The sequence below is a fragment of the Nocardioides flavus (ex Wang et al. 2016) genome, assembly GCF_014653115.1.
GTDB classification, from domain to species: Bacteria; Actinomycetota; Actinomycetes; order Propionibacteriales; family Nocardioidaceae; genus Nocardioides; species Nocardioides flavus.
Genome location: NZ_BNAD01000006.1, coordinates 98797 through 116368 on the forward strand (window position 1 = coordinate 98797; position 17572 = coordinate 116368).

General features: G+C 74.0%; 20 protein-coding genes. 4 read left to right on the plus strand and 16 right to left on the minus strand.

Features of this window, described 5'->3' with window-relative positions; genetic code table 11:
* Positions 1-45: 45 nt before the first annotated feature.
* Together IE200_RS12315 and IE200_RS12320 are read right to left on the minus strand one after the other, a co-directional pair.
* Complete coding sequence (locus IE200_RS12315) at positions 46-1332, minus strand: AAA family ATPase (RefSeq protein ID WP_191279779.1); 1287 nt, start codon at positions 1330-1332, stop codon at positions 46-48.
* Complete coding sequence (locus IE200_RS12320; RefSeq protein ID WP_191279780.1) at positions 1316-2014, minus strand: CpaB family protein; 699 nt, start codon at positions 2012-2014, stop codon at positions 1316-1318. The genes IE200_RS12315 and IE200_RS12320 overlap by 17 nt, the downstream gene beginning before the upstream one ends.
* Before the next feature lie 98 nt (positions 2015-2112).
* Here IE200_RS12320 and IE200_RS12325 point away from each other — a divergent pair, with 98 nt between their 5' ends.
* Positions 2113-2361 carry a helix-turn-helix domain-containing protein gene (locus IE200_RS12325; protein WP_191279781.1) on the plus strand — a complete coding sequence of 83 codons (249 nt, stop codon included), beginning with the start codon at positions 2113-2115 and terminating at the stop codon, positions 2359-2361.
* A gap of 40 nt (positions 2362-2401) precedes the next feature.
* Here IE200_RS12325 and IE200_RS12330 read toward each other — a convergent pair whose 3' ends face one another.
* Genes IE200_RS12330 through sigE form a run of 3 tightly spaced genes read right to left on the minus strand, consistent with a single transcriptional unit; the run spans position 2402 to position 4931 of the window.
* Entirely contained in the window at positions 2402-3844 is a 1443-nt protein-coding gene (locus IE200_RS12330) for a S1C family serine protease (protein ID WP_191279782.1), read from the minus strand.
* A complete protein-coding gene (locus IE200_RS12335) occupies positions 3841-4371 on the minus strand; it encodes an anti-sigma factor family protein (protein ID WP_191279783.1) in 531 nt (176 codons plus the stop codon). Before IE200_RS12335 ends, IE200_RS12330 begins: the two co-directional genes overlap by 4 nt.
* Complete coding sequence (gene sigE, locus IE200_RS12340; protein WP_229856482.1) at positions 4371-4931, minus strand: RNA polymerase sigma factor SigE; 561 nt, start codon at positions 4929-4931, stop codon at positions 4371-4373. The genes IE200_RS12335 and sigE overlap by 1 nt, the downstream gene beginning before the upstream one ends.
* Positions 4932-5216: 285 nt before the next feature.
* On the opposite strand from sigE, the gene IE200_RS12345 reads away from it, so the two are divergent.
* Complete coding sequence (locus tag IE200_RS12345; RefSeq protein WP_229856455.1) at positions 5217-5876, plus strand: O-methyltransferase; 660 nt, start codon at positions 5217-5219, stop codon at positions 5874-5876.
* Here IE200_RS12345 and IE200_RS12350 read toward each other — a convergent pair.
* Genes IE200_RS12350 through IE200_RS12360 form a run of 3 tightly spaced genes read right to left on the minus strand, consistent with a single transcriptional unit; the run spans position 5873 to position 7949 of the window.
* On the minus strand, positions 5873-6232 hold the full coding sequence (locus IE200_RS12350) for a hypothetical protein (protein ID WP_191279785.1): 360 nt from the start codon (positions 6230-6232) through the stop codon (positions 5873-5875). The two genes, IE200_RS12345 and IE200_RS12350, sit on opposite strands and share 4 nt — an antisense overlap.
* Positions 6232-7779, minus strand: coding sequence for a leucyl aminopeptidase family protein (locus IE200_RS12355; protein WP_191279786.1), 1548 nt, complete (start codon positions 7777-7779; stop codon positions 6232-6234). Before IE200_RS12355 ends, IE200_RS12350 begins: the two co-directional genes overlap by 1 nt.
* A 2-nt stretch (positions 7780-7781) precedes the next feature.
* Positions 7782-7949: a DUF3117 domain-containing protein gene (locus IE200_RS12360; RefSeq protein ID WP_082748240.1), complete on the minus strand. Its 168-nt coding sequence runs from the start codon at positions 7947-7949 to the stop codon at positions 7782-7784.
* Positions 7950-8129: 180 nt separating this feature from the next.
* Between IE200_RS12360 and IE200_RS12365 the strand changes: the two genes are divergently transcribed.
* A complete protein-coding gene (locus IE200_RS12365) occupies positions 8130-8951 on the plus strand; it encodes an enoyl-CoA hydratase/isomerase family protein (RefSeq protein WP_191279787.1) in 822 nt (273 codons plus the stop codon).
* Between the two features lie 18 nt (positions 8952-8969).
* Here IE200_RS12365 and IE200_RS12370 read toward each other — a convergent pair whose 3' ends face one another.
* From IE200_RS12370 to dapE, 5 genes are read right to left on the minus strand one after another with little or no spacing between them, the layout of a single operon-like run.
* A complete protein-coding gene (locus IE200_RS12370) occupies positions 8970-9731 on the minus strand; it encodes a M14 family zinc carboxypeptidase (RefSeq protein ID WP_191279788.1) in 762 nt (253 codons plus the stop codon).
* Positions 9731-10153, minus strand: coding sequence for a hypothetical protein (locus IE200_RS12375; RefSeq protein ID WP_191279789.1), 423 nt, complete (start codon positions 10151-10153; stop codon positions 9731-9733). The genes IE200_RS12370 and IE200_RS12375 overlap by 1 nt, the downstream gene beginning before the upstream one ends.
* A gap of 16 nt (positions 10154-10169) precedes the next feature.
* The gene (locus IE200_RS12380) at positions 10170-10466 is read right to left on the minus strand and encodes a DivIVA domain-containing protein (protein WP_191279790.1); all 297 of its coding nucleotides are present in this window, start codon (positions 10464-10466) and stop codon (positions 10170-10172) included.
* Positions 10463-11245, minus strand: a complete 783-nt coding sequence (locus tag IE200_RS12385; protein WP_191279791.1) for an LOG family protein — start codon at positions 11243-11245, stop codon at positions 10463-10465. Before IE200_RS12385 ends, IE200_RS12380 begins: the two co-directional genes overlap by 4 nt.
* On the minus strand, positions 11242-12297 hold the full coding sequence (gene dapE, locus IE200_RS12390) for a succinyl-diaminopimelate desuccinylase (RefSeq protein WP_407940997.1): 1056 nt from the start codon (positions 12295-12297) through the stop codon (positions 11242-11244). Before dapE ends, IE200_RS12385 begins: the two co-directional genes overlap by 4 nt.
* A gap of 106 nt (positions 12298-12403) precedes the next feature.
* Here dapE and IE200_RS12395 point away from each other — a divergent pair, with 106 nt between their 5' ends.
* Positions 12404-14311: a PKD domain-containing protein gene (locus IE200_RS12395; protein WP_191279793.1), complete on the plus strand. Its 1908-nt coding sequence runs from the start codon at positions 12404-12406 to the stop codon at positions 14309-14311.
* A 4-nt stretch (positions 14312-14315) separates the two neighbouring features.
* Here the strand turns inward: IE200_RS12395 and IE200_RS12400 are convergent, their stop codons facing one another.
* The 3 genes from IE200_RS12400 to IE200_RS12410 all read right to left on the minus strand — a co-directional run bounded on the left by IE200_RS12400 (position 14316) and on the right by IE200_RS12410 (position 17569).
* Positions 14316-15488: a hypothetical protein gene (locus IE200_RS12400; protein ID WP_191279794.1), complete on the minus strand. Its 1173-nt coding sequence runs from the start codon at positions 15486-15488 to the stop codon at positions 14316-14318.
* Between the two features lie 3 nt (positions 15489-15491).
* Positions 15492-16217, minus strand: a complete 726-nt coding sequence (locus IE200_RS12405) for a hypothetical protein (protein WP_191279795.1) — start codon at positions 16215-16217, stop codon at positions 15492-15494.
* A 98-nt stretch (positions 16218-16315) separates the two neighbouring features.
* Positions 16316-17569, minus strand: a complete 1254-nt coding sequence (locus tag IE200_RS12410) for a hypothetical protein (protein WP_191279796.1) — start codon at positions 17567-17569, stop codon at positions 16316-16318.
* Positions 17570-17572: the final 3 nt, after the last annotated feature.

The following is a 17572-nucleotide window of genomic DNA, read 5'->3' on the forward strand; positions in this document are numbered from 1 at the left end:
TCTCCTAGAAAGGGGACTCCCAACTTAACGAAATCTTGACGAAAATCAGAACCTTCGTCCTCGTCGACGCCACCTGGGACGTACAGGAGCCGGCCGGACGCTGGCGGGGAACACTGCGTCGGCAAGCACCGACAGGCCCTCCACCAGCGGTGAGTCGCCGAGGTCGGCGAGGGCCCGTCCGGAGACGAGGGCCTGGTCGAGGCCCTCGCGGTCCTCCGGGAGGAAGTGCAGCCCTGCGACGCGGCTGAACCCCTCGACCATGCCGGCGATCTCCTTCTCCGACCAGCCGATGGACGCGCGCATGCGGTTGACCACGACCCGCACCGGGGCGCCGGTCGAGCGCTCGCGCAGGTCGACGAGGCCGCGAGCCAGCCGGGCGAGTCCGACCGGGTCGGCCGAGCCCACCACGAGGACCTCGTCGGCCTGCTCGATCGCCGCGAGGGTCAGGGCGTTGCGCCCGGGGCGGGCGCCCAGGTCGGACCCCGCGTCGTCCTCCAGGCTGAAGCCGGTGTCGACGACGACGTGCCCGTGGCCGCGCGCCGCCTCGAGCAGCTGGTCGGCCTGGGCGGGCCGGACCTCCCGCCACCGGTCGGGTCGCGGGAGACCGGTGACGACGGCGAGGTGCTCGCCCACACCCCGGCACACCGAGGCGAACCGCTCGTCGAGCTGTCCGGCCGCGGCGAGCCGCGACGCCGACAGCAGCCCGGACACCTCGTCGAGGACCCCGAGCTGCTGGGCCACGGCTCCGCCGTAGGGGTCGAGGTCGGCGAGGACGACCGCCGTCCGGCGCCGGGCCACCTCCCACGCGAGGTTGGTCGCGACGGTGGTGCGGCCCGGTGCGCCGGCAGGACCCCAGACGGCCACCAGCCTGCCCTCGCCGGCGAGGTCGACCTCGCCGGCGACACCGGGAGCCTCGAGGGACGGCTGCTCGCCCCGGACGCGGGTGTCGGCCACGTCCTCGACCGTCGTGACCGCGTCCGGCAGGGACGCCAGCTCGCCCGCGCCGACGACCGCCCCGATGCCCAGTCGTCGGGCGAGCTCGCGCACGTCGAGGTCGCCGGATCGGGCAGAGGTCACCGCGACCGGGCGCACAGCGTGGCGCCGCAGGTGCGACACGCTGGCCGGGTCGAGACCGGGGGCGTCGAGCGAGACGACGGCGACGTCGGCCTGCCCGTTGGTGACGGAGGCGAGCAGGTCGTCGACGTCGACGCAGCGCTTGAGCACCACGACGCCCGGGTGGGCCTCGAGGTCGGCGAGGGCCGGGGACTCCCAGGGCTCGCCGGCGGCGAGCACGAGCACGCAGATCACGACGCCGTCACCTGCCGACGACACGGACGCGGTCGTCGCCGCTGGCGGCGAGCAGCACCCCCAGCGACTCCTCGTCGGCCCCCGGCACGGCGAGGACGAGCTGGCGGGTCGTCGCCGAGGCGAACGCGTCGGTCACGACCGGGGCGTCGAGCACGGCGATGTCGCCGAGGACGAGCTCGGCGCCACCCCGGGAGCGGCGCTGGGCGAGGGTGCGGTCGGCGATGACCCACACGTCGACGCGCGACCCCCGGGCCACGTCTGTCGGGAGGTGCTCGGCGGCCACCGCGATCGAGACGGCCACGGTGTCGTCGGGGCCCTCCTCCCCCAGCGCTGCCTCCGGCACCAGCTCGCCTGCAGCCAGCGGCCGGGTCAGGGTCAGCGTGGCCGGGAGCTCGTCGGCGACCTCGAGGTAGCGGTCGCGGTCGGCCTCCTCGTCGAAGCGCACGTGCGTCGCCCGGAGGTCGTCCGCCGTCAGCGTCTGCCCGTCGAGCAGGTCGCTCGAGGCCGCCCAGACCGGCGTCATGTCGTCCGCGCCGGCCAGGACCCGCGCGCCCGCCACGACCGACCCCGTGACCAGCACGACGCCCACCCACAGCCGTGGGTCCCGCCATCCCGGCGGCGCCGCCCGGGTGGCAGCCGGCACCTCGCCGGCCTGGCCGACATGGGCGGAGGAGCGGGGTCGGGTCCGAGACGTGTTCCGAGGCACGGCGCCATCATTGCCACTCACGGCGGACTTCACACCTGTCCCTCCACAGGCGCCGGCCGGTCGGCGACGTGGCGGGGCGTCGGTGGCACGATTGGCCCATGGCAGACGACCCCCGGTTCCTGACGCTCGCCGACGTGGCCGAGGTGCTCAACACCTCGAGCGCGCAGGTCTATGCGCTGGTGCGCCGGGGCGAGCTGCCCGCGATCAAGATCGGCGGCCGCGGGCAGTGGCGCGTGGAGCGCGTGCAGCTCGAGGACTTCATCCAGCGGATGTACGCCGACACCCGCGCGTTCGTGGACGAGCACCCGTTCGTCGAGGCGGAGGCCGGCACCGAGCGCCCGGAGTAGCCGCTCAGCCGCCCTCGGGGGCTTCCCGGAGGCGCGGGGACTAGCCGACCTTGCCGTCGAGCTCGACCTCGACGACCCGCTCCTCGCCGTCGCGGACCACCGCCATCTCGACGGTCTCGCCCGGCAGGTGCGTACGGATGGCCACGATGAGGGCGATGCCGTCGCTGACGGGGAGGTCGTCGACCGCCACGATCACGTCGTCGGCCTCCAGGCCGGCCCGGGCGGCCGGGGTGTCGGGCATGACCTCGGTGATCGTCGCCCCGTCGGAGTCGGGCTCCGCGCCCGTGCGGACCTGGGCCCCGATCACGGGGTACTCCGCGCGGCCCGTGCGCAGGATCTGGTCGACCGTCGTGCGGACCTGCTCGATCGGGATGGCGAAGCCCACGCCGATGTTGCCCGAGTCGCGGGTGGCGCCCCCGGTCGTGGCGATGGCGGAGTTGACCCCGACCACCTCGCCGGACAGGTTCACCAGCGGACCGCCGGAGTTGCCGGGGTTGATGGCCGCGTCGGTCTGGACGGCGTTGATGTAGGACGACTCGTCGTCGGACTCCCCGGAGGTGGTGACGGGCCGGTTGAGCGCGCTGACGATGCCGGAGGTCACGGTCTGGCTCAGGCCGAGGGGGGCCCCGAACGCGACGACGGACTCACCGACGTTGAGGGCCTGGGAGGCGCCCAGCGCCGCCGGCTCGAGCCCGCCCGCACCGTCGACGGAGAGCACCGCGAGGTCGTAGACGGGGCTGCGGCCCACCACCTTCGCGTCGAGGCGCTGCCCGGCCTGGTCGATGACGGTGATCACGCCGTCGTCCTCGGCCGCCGGGGCCACCACGTGGTTGTTGGTCACGATGTGCCCGTCCCGGTCGAGCACGAAGCCCGACCCGGTCGCACCGCCGGCGCGGCCGTCGACCTCGGCGACGATCTGGACCGTGCTCGGCAGCAGCGCCTGCGCGACGGCCGCGACGGAGCCGTTCTCGGCGTCGAGCGGGGCGGCCGCGCGGGTGCGGACGCCGCCGAGGCCGTTGTCGTTGGTGCCGCGCTGCGAGGCCAGCTCGTCCTGCAGCGCACCGCCCGCGAGACCACCCAGGACGCCGACGACCAGCGCCAGGCAGGCCACGGCCGGCCACACCCAGAGCGGCAGCCGGCGCGCGCGGGGCGGCGGCGCGGCGTACATCGGACGCGGCGGGTAGGGACCGGGGCCGGGGCCGAACCACCCGGGACCGGGGTGCTGCAACGGCACGGTGGGCGCACCCTGCTCCGGACCGGGCCCGCCATGGGGCTGGTGCGGCGGCTCGCCGTCCGCGGAGCGGTGGGGCGGAGGACCCGCGAGCATCCCGTCCGTCGCCGCGTCCGCACCGTACGGGCGCCCGTCGGGCTGGGCCGAGGACCTGTCGGCGGGCTCGGCGGCACGCCAGCCGGCGAGCGGCTGCGTCGGCTCCTCGGGCTGCTGGTCCGGGGCCTGGTCGTCGGGGCGCTGCTCGTCGCTCACGGGGCAATCTTCTCCCGGATCGCCACGAGGCGCTCGGCCAGGGGCGTCCGGGAGGGGGCTGCCGGCCCGCGCGTGGAGCGGTCATCCACGGTGACGACGCCGGTCGCAGGGCTCACCGGGCCTGTCGGCCGGCTCAGGTCCGTCGCCGGGGGGCGGGGCTCGACGCGGGGGGTGCCGGCGACGCCGAGCGCCAGCACGCCGACGACGCACGCGCTCGCAGCGCCGCCACCGAGGGCCATCAGGCCGCGGCGGGGACGGTGCGTCGAGGAATGTGGAACGGGGGCGAACGACGACCCGGACGGCGGCTGGAGGGCCGAGCAGCGACCGACGAGGGCGGACTTGAAGTCACGCGACGGCTGGCCGGCCCCGAAGGACAGCTGGGCGAGCTGGGTCTTGACCCAGCCCTCCTGCTCGACCAGGTCACGGCAGGCGTGGCAGGTGTGGACGTGGGCCCAGCAGCGCTCCTCCTCGTCCGGGGCGAGCCGGCCGTCGAGGAGTGCGCTGACGCGTGCGCCGAGGTGGGACATCACGACACCGGCCCGCGGGGCTGGGGGGCGATCGGACCGGAGTAGCGCGAGCGACCCGCGGCCGGCTCACGGTGGGCCAGCGCCTTGCGGAGCATGGTGCGTCCGCGGTGGATCCGCGAGCGCACGGTGCCGAGCTTGGCGTCCATGATCTCGGCGATCTCCTCATAGCTGAGGCCCTCGACGTCGCACAGCACCACGGCCGCGCGGAAGTCGGGCGGGAGCGTGGCCAGCGCGGTCTCGATGTCGTCGTCGAAGGTCCGATCGGCGACGGCGAGGTCCGGGGCGGGCGAGGTGCTGGTGAGCCGGGACGCGCGCTCGTCGGACAGCGGGTCGAACCGGATCCGCTGCTTGCGACGGGCGCCGTCGAGGAACAGGTTCGTGGTGATGCGGTGCAGCCACCCCTCGAAGGTGCCCGGGGTGTAGGCGTCGAGCGAGCGGAAGACGCGGACGAAGACCTCCTGCGTCAGGTCCTCGGCGTCCGGACGGTTGCCGGTGAGGCGGTAGGCCAGGCGGAACACACGGTCGGAGTGCTGCTCGACCACCTCGTCCCACGTGGGCACGTCGTCACGGCCGGCGCCCGGTCCGGGACCGGGGGTTCCGGAACTGGGGGTGGTGTCGACCTGTTCGCCCACGTGAGCTCCCTGGCTCGTCTTCCTCGACCGCAGCTGCAACGGTTCGCTGTCCTTCCTGACCGTAGGGACCGCCCCTGAGAGTTCCCTGTGAACCACATGCGCTCCGGCCAAGAAGTCCACGTCGCACCACTGCCGGATCACAGCACCCAACGAGCGGCGGCCCCCGTGTGTTCCCGCCCACGTGCGGGGTCGGGTGCGCGATAGAGTCGCCGCGTGCCGAACCACACCCCGCCGATCAAGCCCGCGAGCTGGTCCTACGCCGAGACGTTCGTGGCCGAGGACGAGCTCCTGGCCGCCGCCCGCAGTCGCGCCGACGAGGTGGGCGTGGCTCCCGTCGGCCCCGGCGTCGGCGCCGCCCTGCGCTTCCTCGCCTCGGTGCTCGACGCGCGAGCAGTAGTCGAGATCGGGACCGGCACGGGCGTGTCGGGCCTGTGGCTGCTGCGCGGCATGCGCGCCGACGGCGTGCTCACCACGGTCGACATCGAGGCCGAGCACCAGCGCCTGGCCAAGGAGACCTTCTCCGAGGCCGGCATCCCCGGCAACCGCGCCCGTACGATCGCCGGCGCCGGCCTGGACGTGCTGCCCCGGCTGACCGACGGCCACTACGACCTCGTCTTCTGCGACGGCGACAAGCGCGAGTACGCCGCCTACCTCAAGGAGGCGCTGCGGCTCCTGCGCCCCGGCGGGATCGTGGCCTTCGACAACGCGCTGTGGCACGACCGCGTCGCCGACCCCGCGCAGCGCGACGAGGAGACCGTCACCATCCGCGACCTCGGCCGCACGATCCTCGAGCACGAGGCCCTCGTGCCGGTGCTGCTCCCGGTCGGCGACGGCCTGCTGGCCGCCAAGAAGGAGTGGGCCCCGGAGGCCTAGCCGCGACCGTCGGCCGGAGACAGGTGCGGCGAGGCGACGAAGCCCTCCCAGCCCTCGGCGATCGCGACGACGTCGCACGCCTCGACGAGGATCGGCGCGCTGCCGACGATCTGCGAGCCGGGTGCCTGCGCGGCGCCCTCGGTGAAGGTCCGCTGGAACTCCTCGCGCGCCTCGCTGGTGGCGAAGACGTAGCACCCCTCGAACCACTCCCCCGGCACCTGGCGCCACGTCTTGAACCGCAGGCCGGACATGCCGGTGAATCGGGCGTGGGACGTCTCGGCGACGTAGTCGGCGAGCTGCTGCTCGACGCCGTCCGGCGCCTCGGCCAGCGACCAGCGGACGGTGAGGCCCAGCATCAGACGATCCCGGCGAGCGGGTCGTCGGACCCGAGCCAGGCCAGCAGGAGGCGCGGACCCCAGCCGCTGGGCCCGGCCGTCCACTCGTGGCGGTCGGTCGGGGACTCCGCCGCGGACGCGAAGTCGACGTGCGCCCAGGGCACGTCTCCGGCGAAGTGCTGCAGGAACAGTGCCGCGGTGATCGCGCCCGCGCCGCCCGCGGCGTTGTCGCCGTCGGCGATCTTGGAGGCGATCTTGTCCTCGTAGTCGGCGACCAGCGGCATCCGCCAGGCGTTCTCGCCGGAGGTCGCGGTGGCCGCCTCGACATGCGCGGCGAGGCCCTCGTGGTTGGCGAAGTAGCCGCCGGTCCACTGGCCCAGCGAGACCTTCATGGCGCCGGTGAGGGTCGCGATGTCGAGCAGCGCGACGGGCTCGATCTCGCTGACGGCGTAGGCCATCGCGTCCGCGAGGACCAGCCGTCCCTCGGCGTCGGTGTTGTTGACCTCGGAGGTGCGTCCGCCGAAGTGGGTGATGACGTCGCCGGGACGCATCGCCGTCCCGCTGACGGCGTTCTCAGCGGCGGGGACGAGCCCGACCACCCGGACGGGACAGTCGACGTCGCCCAGCGCTGCCATCGCCGCGATCACGGCGCCGCCGCCGCTCATGTCACGCTTCATCGTCAGCATGCCCTCGGCGGGCTTGATGTCGAGACCGCCGCTGTCGAAGGTGATGCCCTTGCCGACGAGCACGACGGTCGGCATCTTCCTCGACGACGACCGCGTGGCCCCGCGGGGCGTGTAGTCCATCCGGATCAGGCGCGGCTCGTTGGCCGAGCCGCCGCCGACGGCGAGGATCCCGCCGAAGCCCTCGGCCTCGAGCTGCTCGGCGTCCCAGACGCTCACCTCGAGGCCCGCGGCCTCGCCGACCTCGATCGCCTGCTCGGCCAGCCAGGCCGGCGTCTTGAGGTTGGCCGGCACCGTGGCGAGGGCACGCGAGCGCCAACCGGCACCCCCGAGCGCCAGGGCGCGGGCGAGCTCGTCGTCGGCGCCGTCGTCGTCGCTGACGCCCGCCAGGACGATCCGTGCGACCGGGTGCTCCTTCGGCCCGCCGGAGCGCCAGTGGAAGGCGAACGAGCCCAGCATCGCTCCCACCACGACCGACTCGAGGCCGTCGTCGGGGGCGATCGCCGCGAGCGTCGTCACGACGCTCGCGCGGTCCTTGGTGGCGCGCGCCAGGGCGGCACCGGCTCGCCGGAAGTCGGTGGTCGTCGCCTCGCCCACGCCGACGAGCAGCACGAGCCCCGGGCCCTCGGCCGCGGCGCGGGCGCCCACGGGGACCGTGGTCACCTCGCCGGTACGTCCGGTGGCGCGAGCGACCTCGAGCGCGGCCAGCAGGTCGAGACCGAGGGCCTCGCCGGCCTCGTCGGCCCCCGGGCCCAGGAACGGCCCGTCCTCACCGGGGAGGACGGGGTAGGCCCACACCTCCGCGCCGCCGATCTGGTGCGGCAGCGCGGGGCTGAGGGCGAACTCGGGCGGGGAGACCTGCGTCGGCAGCGCGGTGACGGGCACGATCAGCCGACGACGCCCTTGAGGGCGTCGCCGAGGGCCGTGGCCTCCTCGGCGTTGAGCTCGACCACCAGCCGGCCGCCGCCCTCGAGCGGGACGCGCATGACGATGCCGCGCCCCTCCTTGGTGACCTCGAGGGGTCCGTCGCCCGTACGGGGCTTCATGGCGGCCATCGGCGCACCTCTTCCTGGTTCAGCCATCACTGGATGCGGCTCTTCACATGCGAAACGAGGCGGCTGAGTCGTGCTGGCCGCCTCGATCGGCGTCGTACGCGCACCATTATCCCCCATGGCACGCGTGATCGGCACCACAGGGCGGCCGACGCCGCGTGTGGCGTCGGGCAGACTGCCGCCATGACGACCCCGCACACGCAGCCCGATGCCGCTCCCGCTCCCGTCCTGCTCCACGTCGCGGACGCGGTCGCGACGATCACGCTCAACCGACCCGAGGCCATGAACGGCCTCGACGTGGCGACCAAGGAGCTGCTGCGCGACACGGTGCACCAGGTCGCCGAGGACCCGGAGGTGCGATGCGTCGTGCTCACGGGCAGCGGGCGTGCGTTCTGCGTCGGCCAGGACCTCAAGGAGCATCTGGCCGGCCTCAAGGGCGAGGCCGACATCCCGCTGTCGGAGACCGTCGAGCTGCACTACAACCCGATCGTGCTGGCCCTCGCCACGATGGCGAAGCCCGTCGTGGCCGCCGTCAACGGCGTCGCGGCCGGCGCCGGCGCCAGCCTCGCCTTCGCCGCCGACTTCCGGGTCCTCGTCGACACGGCGGGCTTCAACACCTCGTTCGCCGGGGTGGCGCTGTCCTGCGACACCGGCGCGAGCTGGTCGCTGCCGCGGCTCGTGGGCCGGGCCAAGGCGATGGAGCTGCTCTACTTCCCGCGCACCGTGGGCGCGGCGGAGGCGCTCGAGCTGGGCCTGGCCACGCAGGTCGTGACGGCGGACGAGTTCCCGCAGGCGGTCGGCGACCTGGCCAGGCGGCTGGCGTCGGGCCCGACCGTGGCGTTCGGCTCGATCCGGCAGGCGGTGGCCCACGCCTCCGCGCACACGCTCGAGGACTCCCTCGCCTTCGAGGCAGACAAGATGGGACTCACCGGCGGCACCGCCGACCACCTCGCCGCGGTCGACGCCTTCATGGCCAAGCAGAAGCCGGTCTTCACCGGTCGGTGACGTGCCGCCGCGCGCGCGTCAGTCCGCGCGCGTGCGGCGGGCGTCGAGCACGCCGAGGAGCTGGCGCGGCGCCTGCACCGTCATCCGGTGAGGCGAGGGGCGCGCGCCGTACTCGATGGTGAGCGCCGAGCCGGCGAAGCGGTGGTTGAACCACATCGTCATCGTGCCGTGGCACAGCCCACCGCAGTCGAGCCTGGTGCGCGGCAGCCGCAGGGCCCGCGCGAGGCGCCGCGCGAACCCGGGCTCCTTGGTGTCGGTGTCGATGCCGTGCAGGGGTTGGTGGAAGCTGAGCACCCGCCGCGGGTCGACCTGCTCGAGGAACCGCATGACCGCCCGCGTCTCGGGCTCGCTGGCCGGCCGCGGGCCCGACTCGTGACTGCCGTCGAGGTCCTTCCACCGGTGGGGGAAGTTGCGGTTGAGGTCGACGCCGCGGGCGTTGCGGCGGGTACCGCGCGCCAGGCCGTCGGGGTTGTAGGTCGGGACCACCCACAGGTCGACGCCGCGGATCGCCCGGCCGTCGCGCAACGTCTCCAGGATCCGGCGCGTGTGCGGCTCGTCGCCGTGCATCGTGGACACCAGCACGATCCGTCGCTTCCCCGGCTCGCCGAGGCGCCACGCCCGGATCGGCCGCCCCTGGACCGAGTGGCCGATCGTGCGGACCTCCACGACCGCGGGTCGGTCGGGCGGCGCCGGGACGGGCGCACCGGCGCCCGCCGGGAGCGGTGCCGTGGCGGCCAGGAGCGCGAGGAGAGCGGCGTACGCGCCGCGGACCCGCCGCATCAGACGGCGGCGGTGAGGTAGGCGTAGGTGAACACCAGCACGCCGACGACCATGCCGAGGTGCGCGAGGAGGGACAGACCCGGCCCGTCGCTCCAGCCGTCGCCGGCGGCCTCCGGGACGTGCCGGCCCCTGGCGGGCAGCCAGCGGGCGAGGATCAGCAGCCCGCAGATCGCCGTGACCCACCACGAGGCGATCGCCGCGATGCCGACGAGCGGCCCGCCGAGGGCGGAGTCCTCGGGGGCCAGCAGCACGCCGACCCAGAGGACGAGGGCGACGAGGCCCGACACGAAGTGCGCCATGGGCACGCGGCGGCTGATGGAGAAGCGGCCGGCTGCCCCCTCGCCGCTCAGGCGCAGCCGGGTCAGCACGACCACCACGGCGGCCAGTGCCGTGAGGATCCAGACGACGACGGGGAACGACATGACGCGGCAGTCTGCCCTAGTCGCGCGACGGCTCGCCAGACGAGGCGGGCGGGCCCGCGTCGTCCGCGTCGCGGTCCTCGAGCTCGGTGGCGAGCCGGGCGAGCAGCGCGTCGACGTCGGACATCCGGTAGCCGCGCACGGCCAGTGGGAACCGTACGGTCCGCAGGTCCTGCGCCGCGATCGGCCGGTCGGCGGGGAGGAGCACGTCGGGGCGGTCGTCGTACGCAGGGGGCATCGAGCCTCCCCGTCCGGACGCGACCACCGCGACGCCGCCCATCGCGAGGACGACGAGGATCGCGAAGAGCCAGGTCATTCGGGACGCTCCGGCGCCAGGGTGGGCCAGCGGTCCTCGCGGGCGGCGACCATCAGCGACACCGCCTCGTCGACGTCGTCGGTGAGGACCATCATGTCGAGGTCGTCGGCGTTGATCTTGCCCTCCGCCAGCACGGTGTCGCGCAGCCAGTCGACCATCCCCTGCCAGTAGGCGGTGCCGATCAGCACGATGGGGAACGACGTCACCTTGCGGGTCTGGACGAGGGTCAGCGCCTCGAAGAGCTCGTCGAGCGTGCCGAGGCCGCCGGGCAGGACGACGAAGCCCTGGGAGTACTTGACGAACATCGTCTTGCGGGCGAAGAAGTAGCGGAAGTTGATGCCCTTGTCGACCCACTCGTTGAGGCCGGACTCGAAGGGCAGCTCGATGCCCAGCCCGAGGCTGGCTCCCCCGGCCTGGCAGGCGCCCTTGTTGGCGGCCTCCATGGCTCCGGGCCCGCCGCCGGTGATCACCGCGAAACCGGCCCCGACGAGCTTGCGGCCGACTTCCTCGCCGATGGCGTAGAACGGGTGGTCGACGGGCGTCCGGGCGGAGCCGAAGACGGCGATGGCCGGGCCGGTCTCGGCCAGCGCGCCGAAGCCCTCGACGAACTCTGCCTGGATCCGCAGGACGCGCCACGGGTCGGTGTGCAGCCAATCCGTGGAACCCCTCGAATCGAGCAACCGCTGGTCTGTCGTGCTCTCGTCGTGGATCTGGCCGCGGCGCTCGATGACCGGGCCCTTCATCCGGTCGTGCGGGTGCTGCGCGGTGCCGTCGCTCATGCGAGCCACTCCTTGAGGATCCGCTCGCACCGCTCGACGTGCTCGGTGGGGACGTGCTCGTCCTGCTTGTGGGCGAACATCGGGTCGCCGGGGCCGAAGTTGACCGCCGGGACCCCCAGCTTCGTGAACTGGGCGACGTCGGTCCAGCCGAACTTGGGCGCGGCCTCGCCACCGACCGCCTCGAGGAACGCCTTGGCCGCGGGGCGGTCGAGCCCGGGCATCGCGCCGGCGGCCATGTCGGTCACCGTGACGTCGTAGCCGTCGAAGAAGTCGCGGACGAAGGCCTCGGCGTCGGCCTCGCTCCGGTCGGGGGCGAAGCGGAAGTTGACCTCGACCACGCACTCGTCGGGGATCACGTTGCCCGCGACCCCGCCGCGGATGCCGGTGGCGTTGAGGCCCTCGTGGTAGGTCAGGCCGTCGATCACCGGCCGGCGCGCCTCGTAGTCGTTGAGCCGGGCGAGCACGGGCGCGGCCAGGTGGATGGCGTTGACGCCCTTCCAGCTGCGCGCGCTGTGCGAGCGCTCGCCCGTGGTGCGTACGTCGACGCGCATCGTGCCCTGGCAGCCAGCCTCGATCGCCGCGTTGCTGGGCTCCATCAGGATCGCGAAGTCGGCCTCGAGCAGGTCGGGGTCGCTCTCGGTGAGCTTGCGCAGGCCGTTGTGGACGGAGTCGACCTCCTCGGCCTCGTAGAAGATGAAGGTCAGGTCGCGGTTGGGCTCGGCGAGGTCGGCGGCGACCTTGAGCATCACCGCGTCGCCGCCCTTCATGTCGCAGGTGCCCAGACCGTGCAGGACCCCGTCCTCGAGGCGCGAGGGCAGGTTGTCGTTGAGCGGCACGGTGTCGATGTGCCCGGCGAGCACGACGCGCTCGCCGCGCCCGAGGTCCGTACGCGCGACGATCGTGTGCCCTCGCCGGGTCACCTCGAGGTGCGGCAGCGTGCGCAGCGCCGCCTCGACCGCGTCGGCGATCTCCTGCTCCTCGTGGCTGACCGAGAAGATGTCGACGAGCTGCTGGGTGAGGGTGACGACGTCGGCGGAGAGATCGAGCTGCATGCCGTCCATACAACCAGTTGTCCCGGGAACAACCACGACGGCTCCACGGGCGTCATAGAGTCACCTGCGCGCCGGACCACCGGTGCTCATGACACGGGGGCACGACATGGCGCGACTCATCCGGCATCTCATCCTGCTCGTGACGACCGGCCTGGTGGGGGCGGCGCTCGTCGCACCCCCGGCCGGCGCGGCGCCGACCTGGCGGCCGCTGACCAACCTCTTCGCCGACCTGTCGGCGGCCGGCAGCTCGTCCTTCGCGCCCGCCATCGCTGCCGACTCCGCAGGCAACGCGACCGTGCTGTGGTCGCGCTGGAACGGCACGCAGTACGTCGTGCAGGCCTCCTACCGCCCGGTCGGCGGCACGTGGAGCGCTCCCGTCGACGTGGCCGGCGGGCGGCGCATCGTTGACCCCCAGGTCGTCGTCGACCAGGCGGGGAACGCCACTGCCGTCTGGCGGCGCATCGACACCGACCGCAGCGTCGTGCAGTCCGCGTCCCGGCCGCTGGGCGGCACGTGGAGCACCCCGGTCGATCTCTCCTTCGACCCGTCCTTCGACCCCAGCCAGCAACCCGACGTGCCGCAGCTCGCGGTCGACGCCGCCGGCACCGTCACGGTGACCTGGTCGCGCTTCGAGGCGCCCCCGGGCCAGCCGTGGCGGTTCACCGCCCAGTCGGCCACCCGAACGACGGACGGCACCTGGTCGACGCCGGTCGACCTGTCCCCCGCCGGCAGCCCCGCGAAGAGCACCGACGTCACCGTCGACCCGGCGGGCAACGCGACCGCCGTCTGGAGGTCCGCAGCGACGGTGCAGGCGGCCACCCGTCCCGCGGGCGGCACGTGGTCGGCGCCGATCGCGCTCACGACCACCGCCAGCGACCGCGCTCCGCGCGTCGTCGTCGACCCGTCCGGCACCGTGACCGCGGTCTGGCACAGCTTCGCCGGCGGTCAGTACGGCGTGCAGACAGCGACCCGTCCGCTCGGTGGAGCGTGGACCAGCCCGGTCGACCTCGCGCGCGGCGAGGTCTTCGACACCCCGGCGCTCGCCGTCGACCGCCAGGGGACCGTCACCGCGCTGTGGCAGCGGTACGACGCCGGGTGGATCGTCACCAGTGCGACCAGGAAGGCCGGCGGCGCGTGGAGCTCGCCGGTCTCGCTCTCCACGCCTGCGCGCGACTCGTGGGACCCGCAGATCGCGGTCGACCTGGCCGGCAACGCCACCGTGCTGTGGTCGCGCGCCGACGACGGCGGTCGCGTCGTCGAGGCCGCGAACCGTCCCGCCGGCGGTGAGTGGTCCGAGCCCGTCGACCTCTCCGCGCCCGGTGACGCCTGGAACCCCCAGGTCGCGGTCGACCCCGCCGGCAACGCCACCGCGGTGTGGGCGCGCAAGGACGGCGCCGGCTACGTCGTCCAGGCCCGCGGCCTCGACGCCGCCGGTCCGGTCGTCACCGAGATCACCGGCGAGACGCCCCGCACCGCCCGTGGCACCCGGGTCTACAGCGTGAAGGCCCACGACGTGTGGTCACGGGTTGCCTCCGCCCGCTGGACCTTCCCCGACGGCACCACCGAGACCGGCGCGTCGGTGTCGTACGCCGGCAGCCTCCCGGGTTCGGTCCGGGTGGTGCTCGCCGACAGCGTCGGCAACGCCACCGCCTGCACCTACACGGGCACCTTCACCTGCCGCCCGACCACCCGGATCGCCCCCGTCGTCGACCGAGTCCGCCTCAACACCAAGAAGATCCGTGCCGTCGGCTCGGACGCACGTGCGGCGACGAAGGCGAAAGCCACCATCAGGCTCGACACCGACGCTCGCGTGACGTTCACCTTCCGCAAGGCGGGCAGCAAGCCGGTGCGGTTGTCGAAGCGGCTCGACGCGGGTCGGAACGTGGTCGTCGTCCGCGCCCGGCTCCGCGCGGGCAAGGTGCTCGAGCCGGGTCGCTGGAAGGTCGTCGTCACTGCGAAGAACAAGGCTGGCACGAGCGCGAAGAAGAAATTGCGCCTGCGCGTCGTGCGCTGACCCGCTATCGCCGGAGGCGACCGGCGCCGGAACGCAGGGCCCCCAGCAGGTCGCGCTCGAGCGCGCCGTAGCCCGTACGGGTCCACGCGCCGAGGTCGAGACGGTAGTAGTGCACGGTGCGGTCGCCCTCGATGAAGTCGAGCACGTCGCGCGGCTCGCGGCCCTCGCGCACGTCCGCAGCGCACGCCGTGCAGGCAGGTACGTCGACCTGCCGCTCGTCGTCGCGCCAGACGACCTCACTGGTCGGGCCGTCGTGCAGCGGGTTGAACCAGCAGGACGGCTGCGGCGTCCACGCTGCCGGCTCCTTCCGCTCCGCCGTCGCGCGTGCGTCGTCACCGCGGCGGGCGAGCACCAGCGCACCGACGACGTCGGCCGGGGCTGCGGCCTGCTGGAGGATCGACCTCGCGGCGGCGTAGTGGTCGAGCGCCTGCTGCCAGGCGTCGAGGGAGCTCGCCGTGCCGCCGGGCTCGCCGCGGCCGATCGCCTCACCGAGGGCGAGGACCTTCGCATCGGCCTGCTGGCGCAACCGCCGGTCCTCCGCGCTGCGGATCGTGTGGAGCACGGTGGTCGGGAGGGTGAAGCCGGTCGGTCGGGCGCGGCGCCGGCGACGCGCGACCACGACCCCCGCGACCAGCGCGGCGAGCACGGCGACCACGCCGAGGCCGCCGAGCACCTCCGAGGCCTGCACGCCCTCGTCGGCGGTCCAGTAGTACTTCTCGTCGTCGGGGACCTCGTCCCACAGCCGGTCGGCGTTGCCGTCGTCGATGATCTCGGCGATCCGCACCACCTGGTCCGCGAGGTCGTCGGGCGCCTGGTGCGCGGCGACGTTGTCGACGTACGTCGTGTCGGGCTGGTCGCCGTAGGCGTCGACCTGGACCTCGGGCGCCCCGTACGCCTCCCAGCCGACGTAGGTCGCGTCACCGCCCCGGCCGTCGTGGATCCACGCGCTGAGGCTGCCGAAGCTGCCCTGAAAGCGCTCGTCGTCGGTGGACACCTCGACGAGGACGACGTTGAGGTCGGCCTGCTCCGTCTGGGCCACCGCCTCCTCGATGCGGGCCTCGTCGTCGGCGGAGATGCCCTGGCTCCGGGCGAACGCGGGGTCGATCCACACACCGTCGTCGTCGAGCTCCTGCTCGATCTCGGCGATCGTCTCGTCGGTGATCTCGTCGGTGCTCATCACTCAGGTGACCTTCCGTCGTCGGGATCCGACGTACCAGCGCAGCAGGGCGAACAGGGGCAGCACGACGAACGCGCCGACGAAGAGCAGCGCAGCCACGCCCCCGCCGGCACCCCAGTAGTCGTTCCTGCTCGGCTCGCGGGGCTCGCTGGGAAGCGGCTCGGCCCCCCAGGTCACCATCTCCTCGGCTACGCGCACCAGCGCCGGGCCGGGCCTTCCCTCGACGCGGGACTGCAGGTAGGGCGGCTCCAGCCCCACTGCCACGGTGTCTGCGAACCCGGTGTCCCAGAGCACCGTGTAGTGGCCCACCTCGCCGACGCCGGTGCTCCACTGCACGGGCGCACCGCTGTTGGTGTAGCCCTCGCGGGGGGTCCCGGGATAGGTGAGGTAGGCGATGCGGGCCGGTACGTCGGCGCCCTCGAGGATCGCCTCGGCGCGGCCCACGTCCTCCGTCGGCAGCCGGTCGGCCAGCAGCGGGTCGACGACGACCAGCGAGTCCTGCTCCAGCAGGGCGCGTACGGCGTCGCCCGGGGGCGGCACGACGTCGGTGCGTGCGAACTCCTCTGCGCGTCGCTCGATGTCGCGGGCCTCCCGGGACTCCTGCCAGCTCTGCGTCGAGATGCCGAGCAGCACCCCGACGACCACGCCGGCGACGGCTCCGACCAACCAGCCGGCACGACGGACGACGTGGCCGGGCCGGGCCTGGCCTTCGGCCGGGCGAGCGACCATCCGACTCTCGAGGCGACCCTTGAGTCGGCTCCCGCGGCCACGCCTGGGGTGGCCCTTGGGGCGACCCTTCGGGCGGCGCCCAGGACGGCGTGCCGCGCTCATCGCGCACGCTCCCGGTCCGCCAGCACGTCGCGGGCCAGGAAGTCCGTCGTGGCGCCGAAGCCCGTACGGGCCCACACGTCGCCGCGCTCCCAGTAGGGCTGGCTGTCGCGACCTGACGGGAGGCGGAGGTGGTCCGGGCTCCGGCCGCTGCGGACCGCGGTCGCGCACGCCTCGCAGCACGGCACCTCGACCTCGCCGTCCCCGAGCCGCCACCTCGCCTCGGCGCTCGCCTCGGGGTGTCGCGGGTCGAAGAAGCAGGTCCGCAGCGAGGTGCCGCGGCCCCGCGTGCCGCAGCTCAGGTCGCGCGAGCCGGCGCGCGCGACCACCTGGGCGCCCACCAGGTCCGCGACGTCGTCCGAGGCCAGCAACGGCTCGACCGCGTCGCGGGCGGTCAGCGCGCGACCGGCGGTGTCGCGGTCGTGCACCGCGGCCCAGTCCGTCGCGGCGAGGGCGGTGGTCAGGGCATCGACCTGCGCCCGCGCGATGCGTCGCTCGGCGTGCAGGTCCGGTGGCCGCGGGACCACCGGGGCAGCGACCTCCGGCGCCGGCTCGCGGCGTCGCGGCCAGCCGACCAGCGTCTGGCCGAGCAGCAGGGCGACCACGAGCCCCGACAGGCCGCCGACGAGGATCGAAGTCCCCGGGGAGGCGACGCGCACGTCGACGAACTCCTCGACCCGGGGGCGCCAGCTCGCAGCCGCGTCGAGCTCGACGGCGCGCTCGGCGAGCCGGTCGGCGTCGGACTGCTCCAGCGTCACGGGGCGCTCGCCGCTGGGCTCCTGCCGACCGACCTCGACGATTCCCTCAGCGGTGCGGACCGTGGCCTCGGCGAGGATCGTGGGGGGCAGGTAGACGTAGTCCTCGGTGTCGATCGGTCCGGCCAGGTCGGCCACCGTGTCCTCCAGCAGGTCGCCGTTGGCGTAGGCCGCGAGGCTGAGGCCGGCCGGGTCGGCGCCCAGCCCGTAGGACCACACGCGCTGGGAGCTGTCCGTGGTCTGGAGGACGTAGAGGCCGTCGCCGAGCCGCCGGTTGAGCAGCCCGGCCATCGCCTCGCTCGCGGCGGTCGCGTCGTCCGGCAACCCGTCGAGGTCCTCCACGAGGGCGACGTAGACCGGGAAGGGCGTCTCGCGCACGAGAGCGGCGATGCGGTCGTGGGCGTCCTGGGTCTCCCCGGTCCCCATCGCGCGCTCGATCACCACGCCGTCCTCGCGCAGCGCGTCCGCGAGCGCGTCGATGTCGCTGGGTGCATCCATGCC

What these genes read in the sequence shown, in the direction of transcription:
- IE200_RS12325 (WP_191279781.1), top strand. Translation starts at nt 2,113, where the DNA reads ATGGCAGACGACCCCCGGTTCCTGACGCTCGCCGACGTGGCCGAGGTG.
- IE200_RS12335 (WP_191279783.1), bottom strand. Translation starts at nt 4,371, where the DNA reads ATGTCCCACCTCGGCGCACGCGTCAGCGCACTCCTCGACGGCCGGCTC.
- IE200_RS12350 (WP_191279785.1), bottom strand. Translation starts at nt 6,232, where the DNA reads ATGCTGGGCCTCACCGTCCGCTGGTCGCTGGCCGAGGCGCCGGACGGC.
- IE200_RS12360 (WP_082748240.1), bottom strand. Translation starts at nt 7,949, where the DNA reads ATGGCCGCCATGAAGCCCCGTACGGGCGACGGACCCCTCGAGGTCACC.
- IE200_RS12365 (WP_191279787.1), top strand. Translation starts at nt 8,130, where the DNA reads ATGACGACCCCGCACACGCAGCCCGATGCCGCTCCCGCTCCCGTCCTG.
- IE200_RS12370 (WP_191279788.1), bottom strand. Translation starts at nt 9,731, where the DNA reads ATGCGGCGGGTCCGCGGCGCGTACGCCGCTCTCCTCGCGCTCCTGGCC.
- IE200_RS12375 (WP_191279789.1), bottom strand. Translation starts at nt 10,153, where the DNA reads ATGTCGTTCCCCGTCGTCGTCTGGATCCTCACGGCACTGGCCGCCGTG.
- IE200_RS12380 (WP_191279790.1), bottom strand. Translation starts at nt 10,466, where the DNA reads ATGACCTGGCTCTTCGCGATCCTCGTCGTCCTCGCGATGGGCGGCGTC.
- IE200_RS12385 (WP_191279791.1), bottom strand. Translation starts at nt 11,245, where the DNA reads ATGAGCGACGGCACCGCGCAGCACCCGCACGACCGGATGAAGGGCCCG.
- dapE (WP_407940997.1), bottom strand. Translation starts at nt 12,297, where the DNA reads ATGCAGCTCGATCTCTCCGCCGACGTCGTCACCCTCACCCAGCAGCTC.
- IE200_RS12395 (WP_191279793.1), top strand. Translation starts at nt 12,404, where the DNA reads ATGGCGCGACTCATCCGGCATCTCATCCTGCTCGTGACGACCGGCCTG.
- IE200_RS12400 (WP_191279794.1), bottom strand. Translation starts at nt 15,488, where the DNA reads ATGAGCACCGACGAGATCACCGACGAGACGATCGCCGAGATCGAGCAG.
- IE200_RS12405 (WP_191279795.1), bottom strand. Translation starts at nt 16,217, where the DNA reads ATGGTCGCTCGCCCGGCCGAAGGCCAGGCCCGGCCCGGCCACGTCGTC.
- IE200_RS12410 (WP_191279796.1), bottom strand. Translation starts at nt 17,569, where the DNA reads ATGGATGCACCCAGCGACATCGACGCGCTCGCGGACGCGCTGCGCGAG.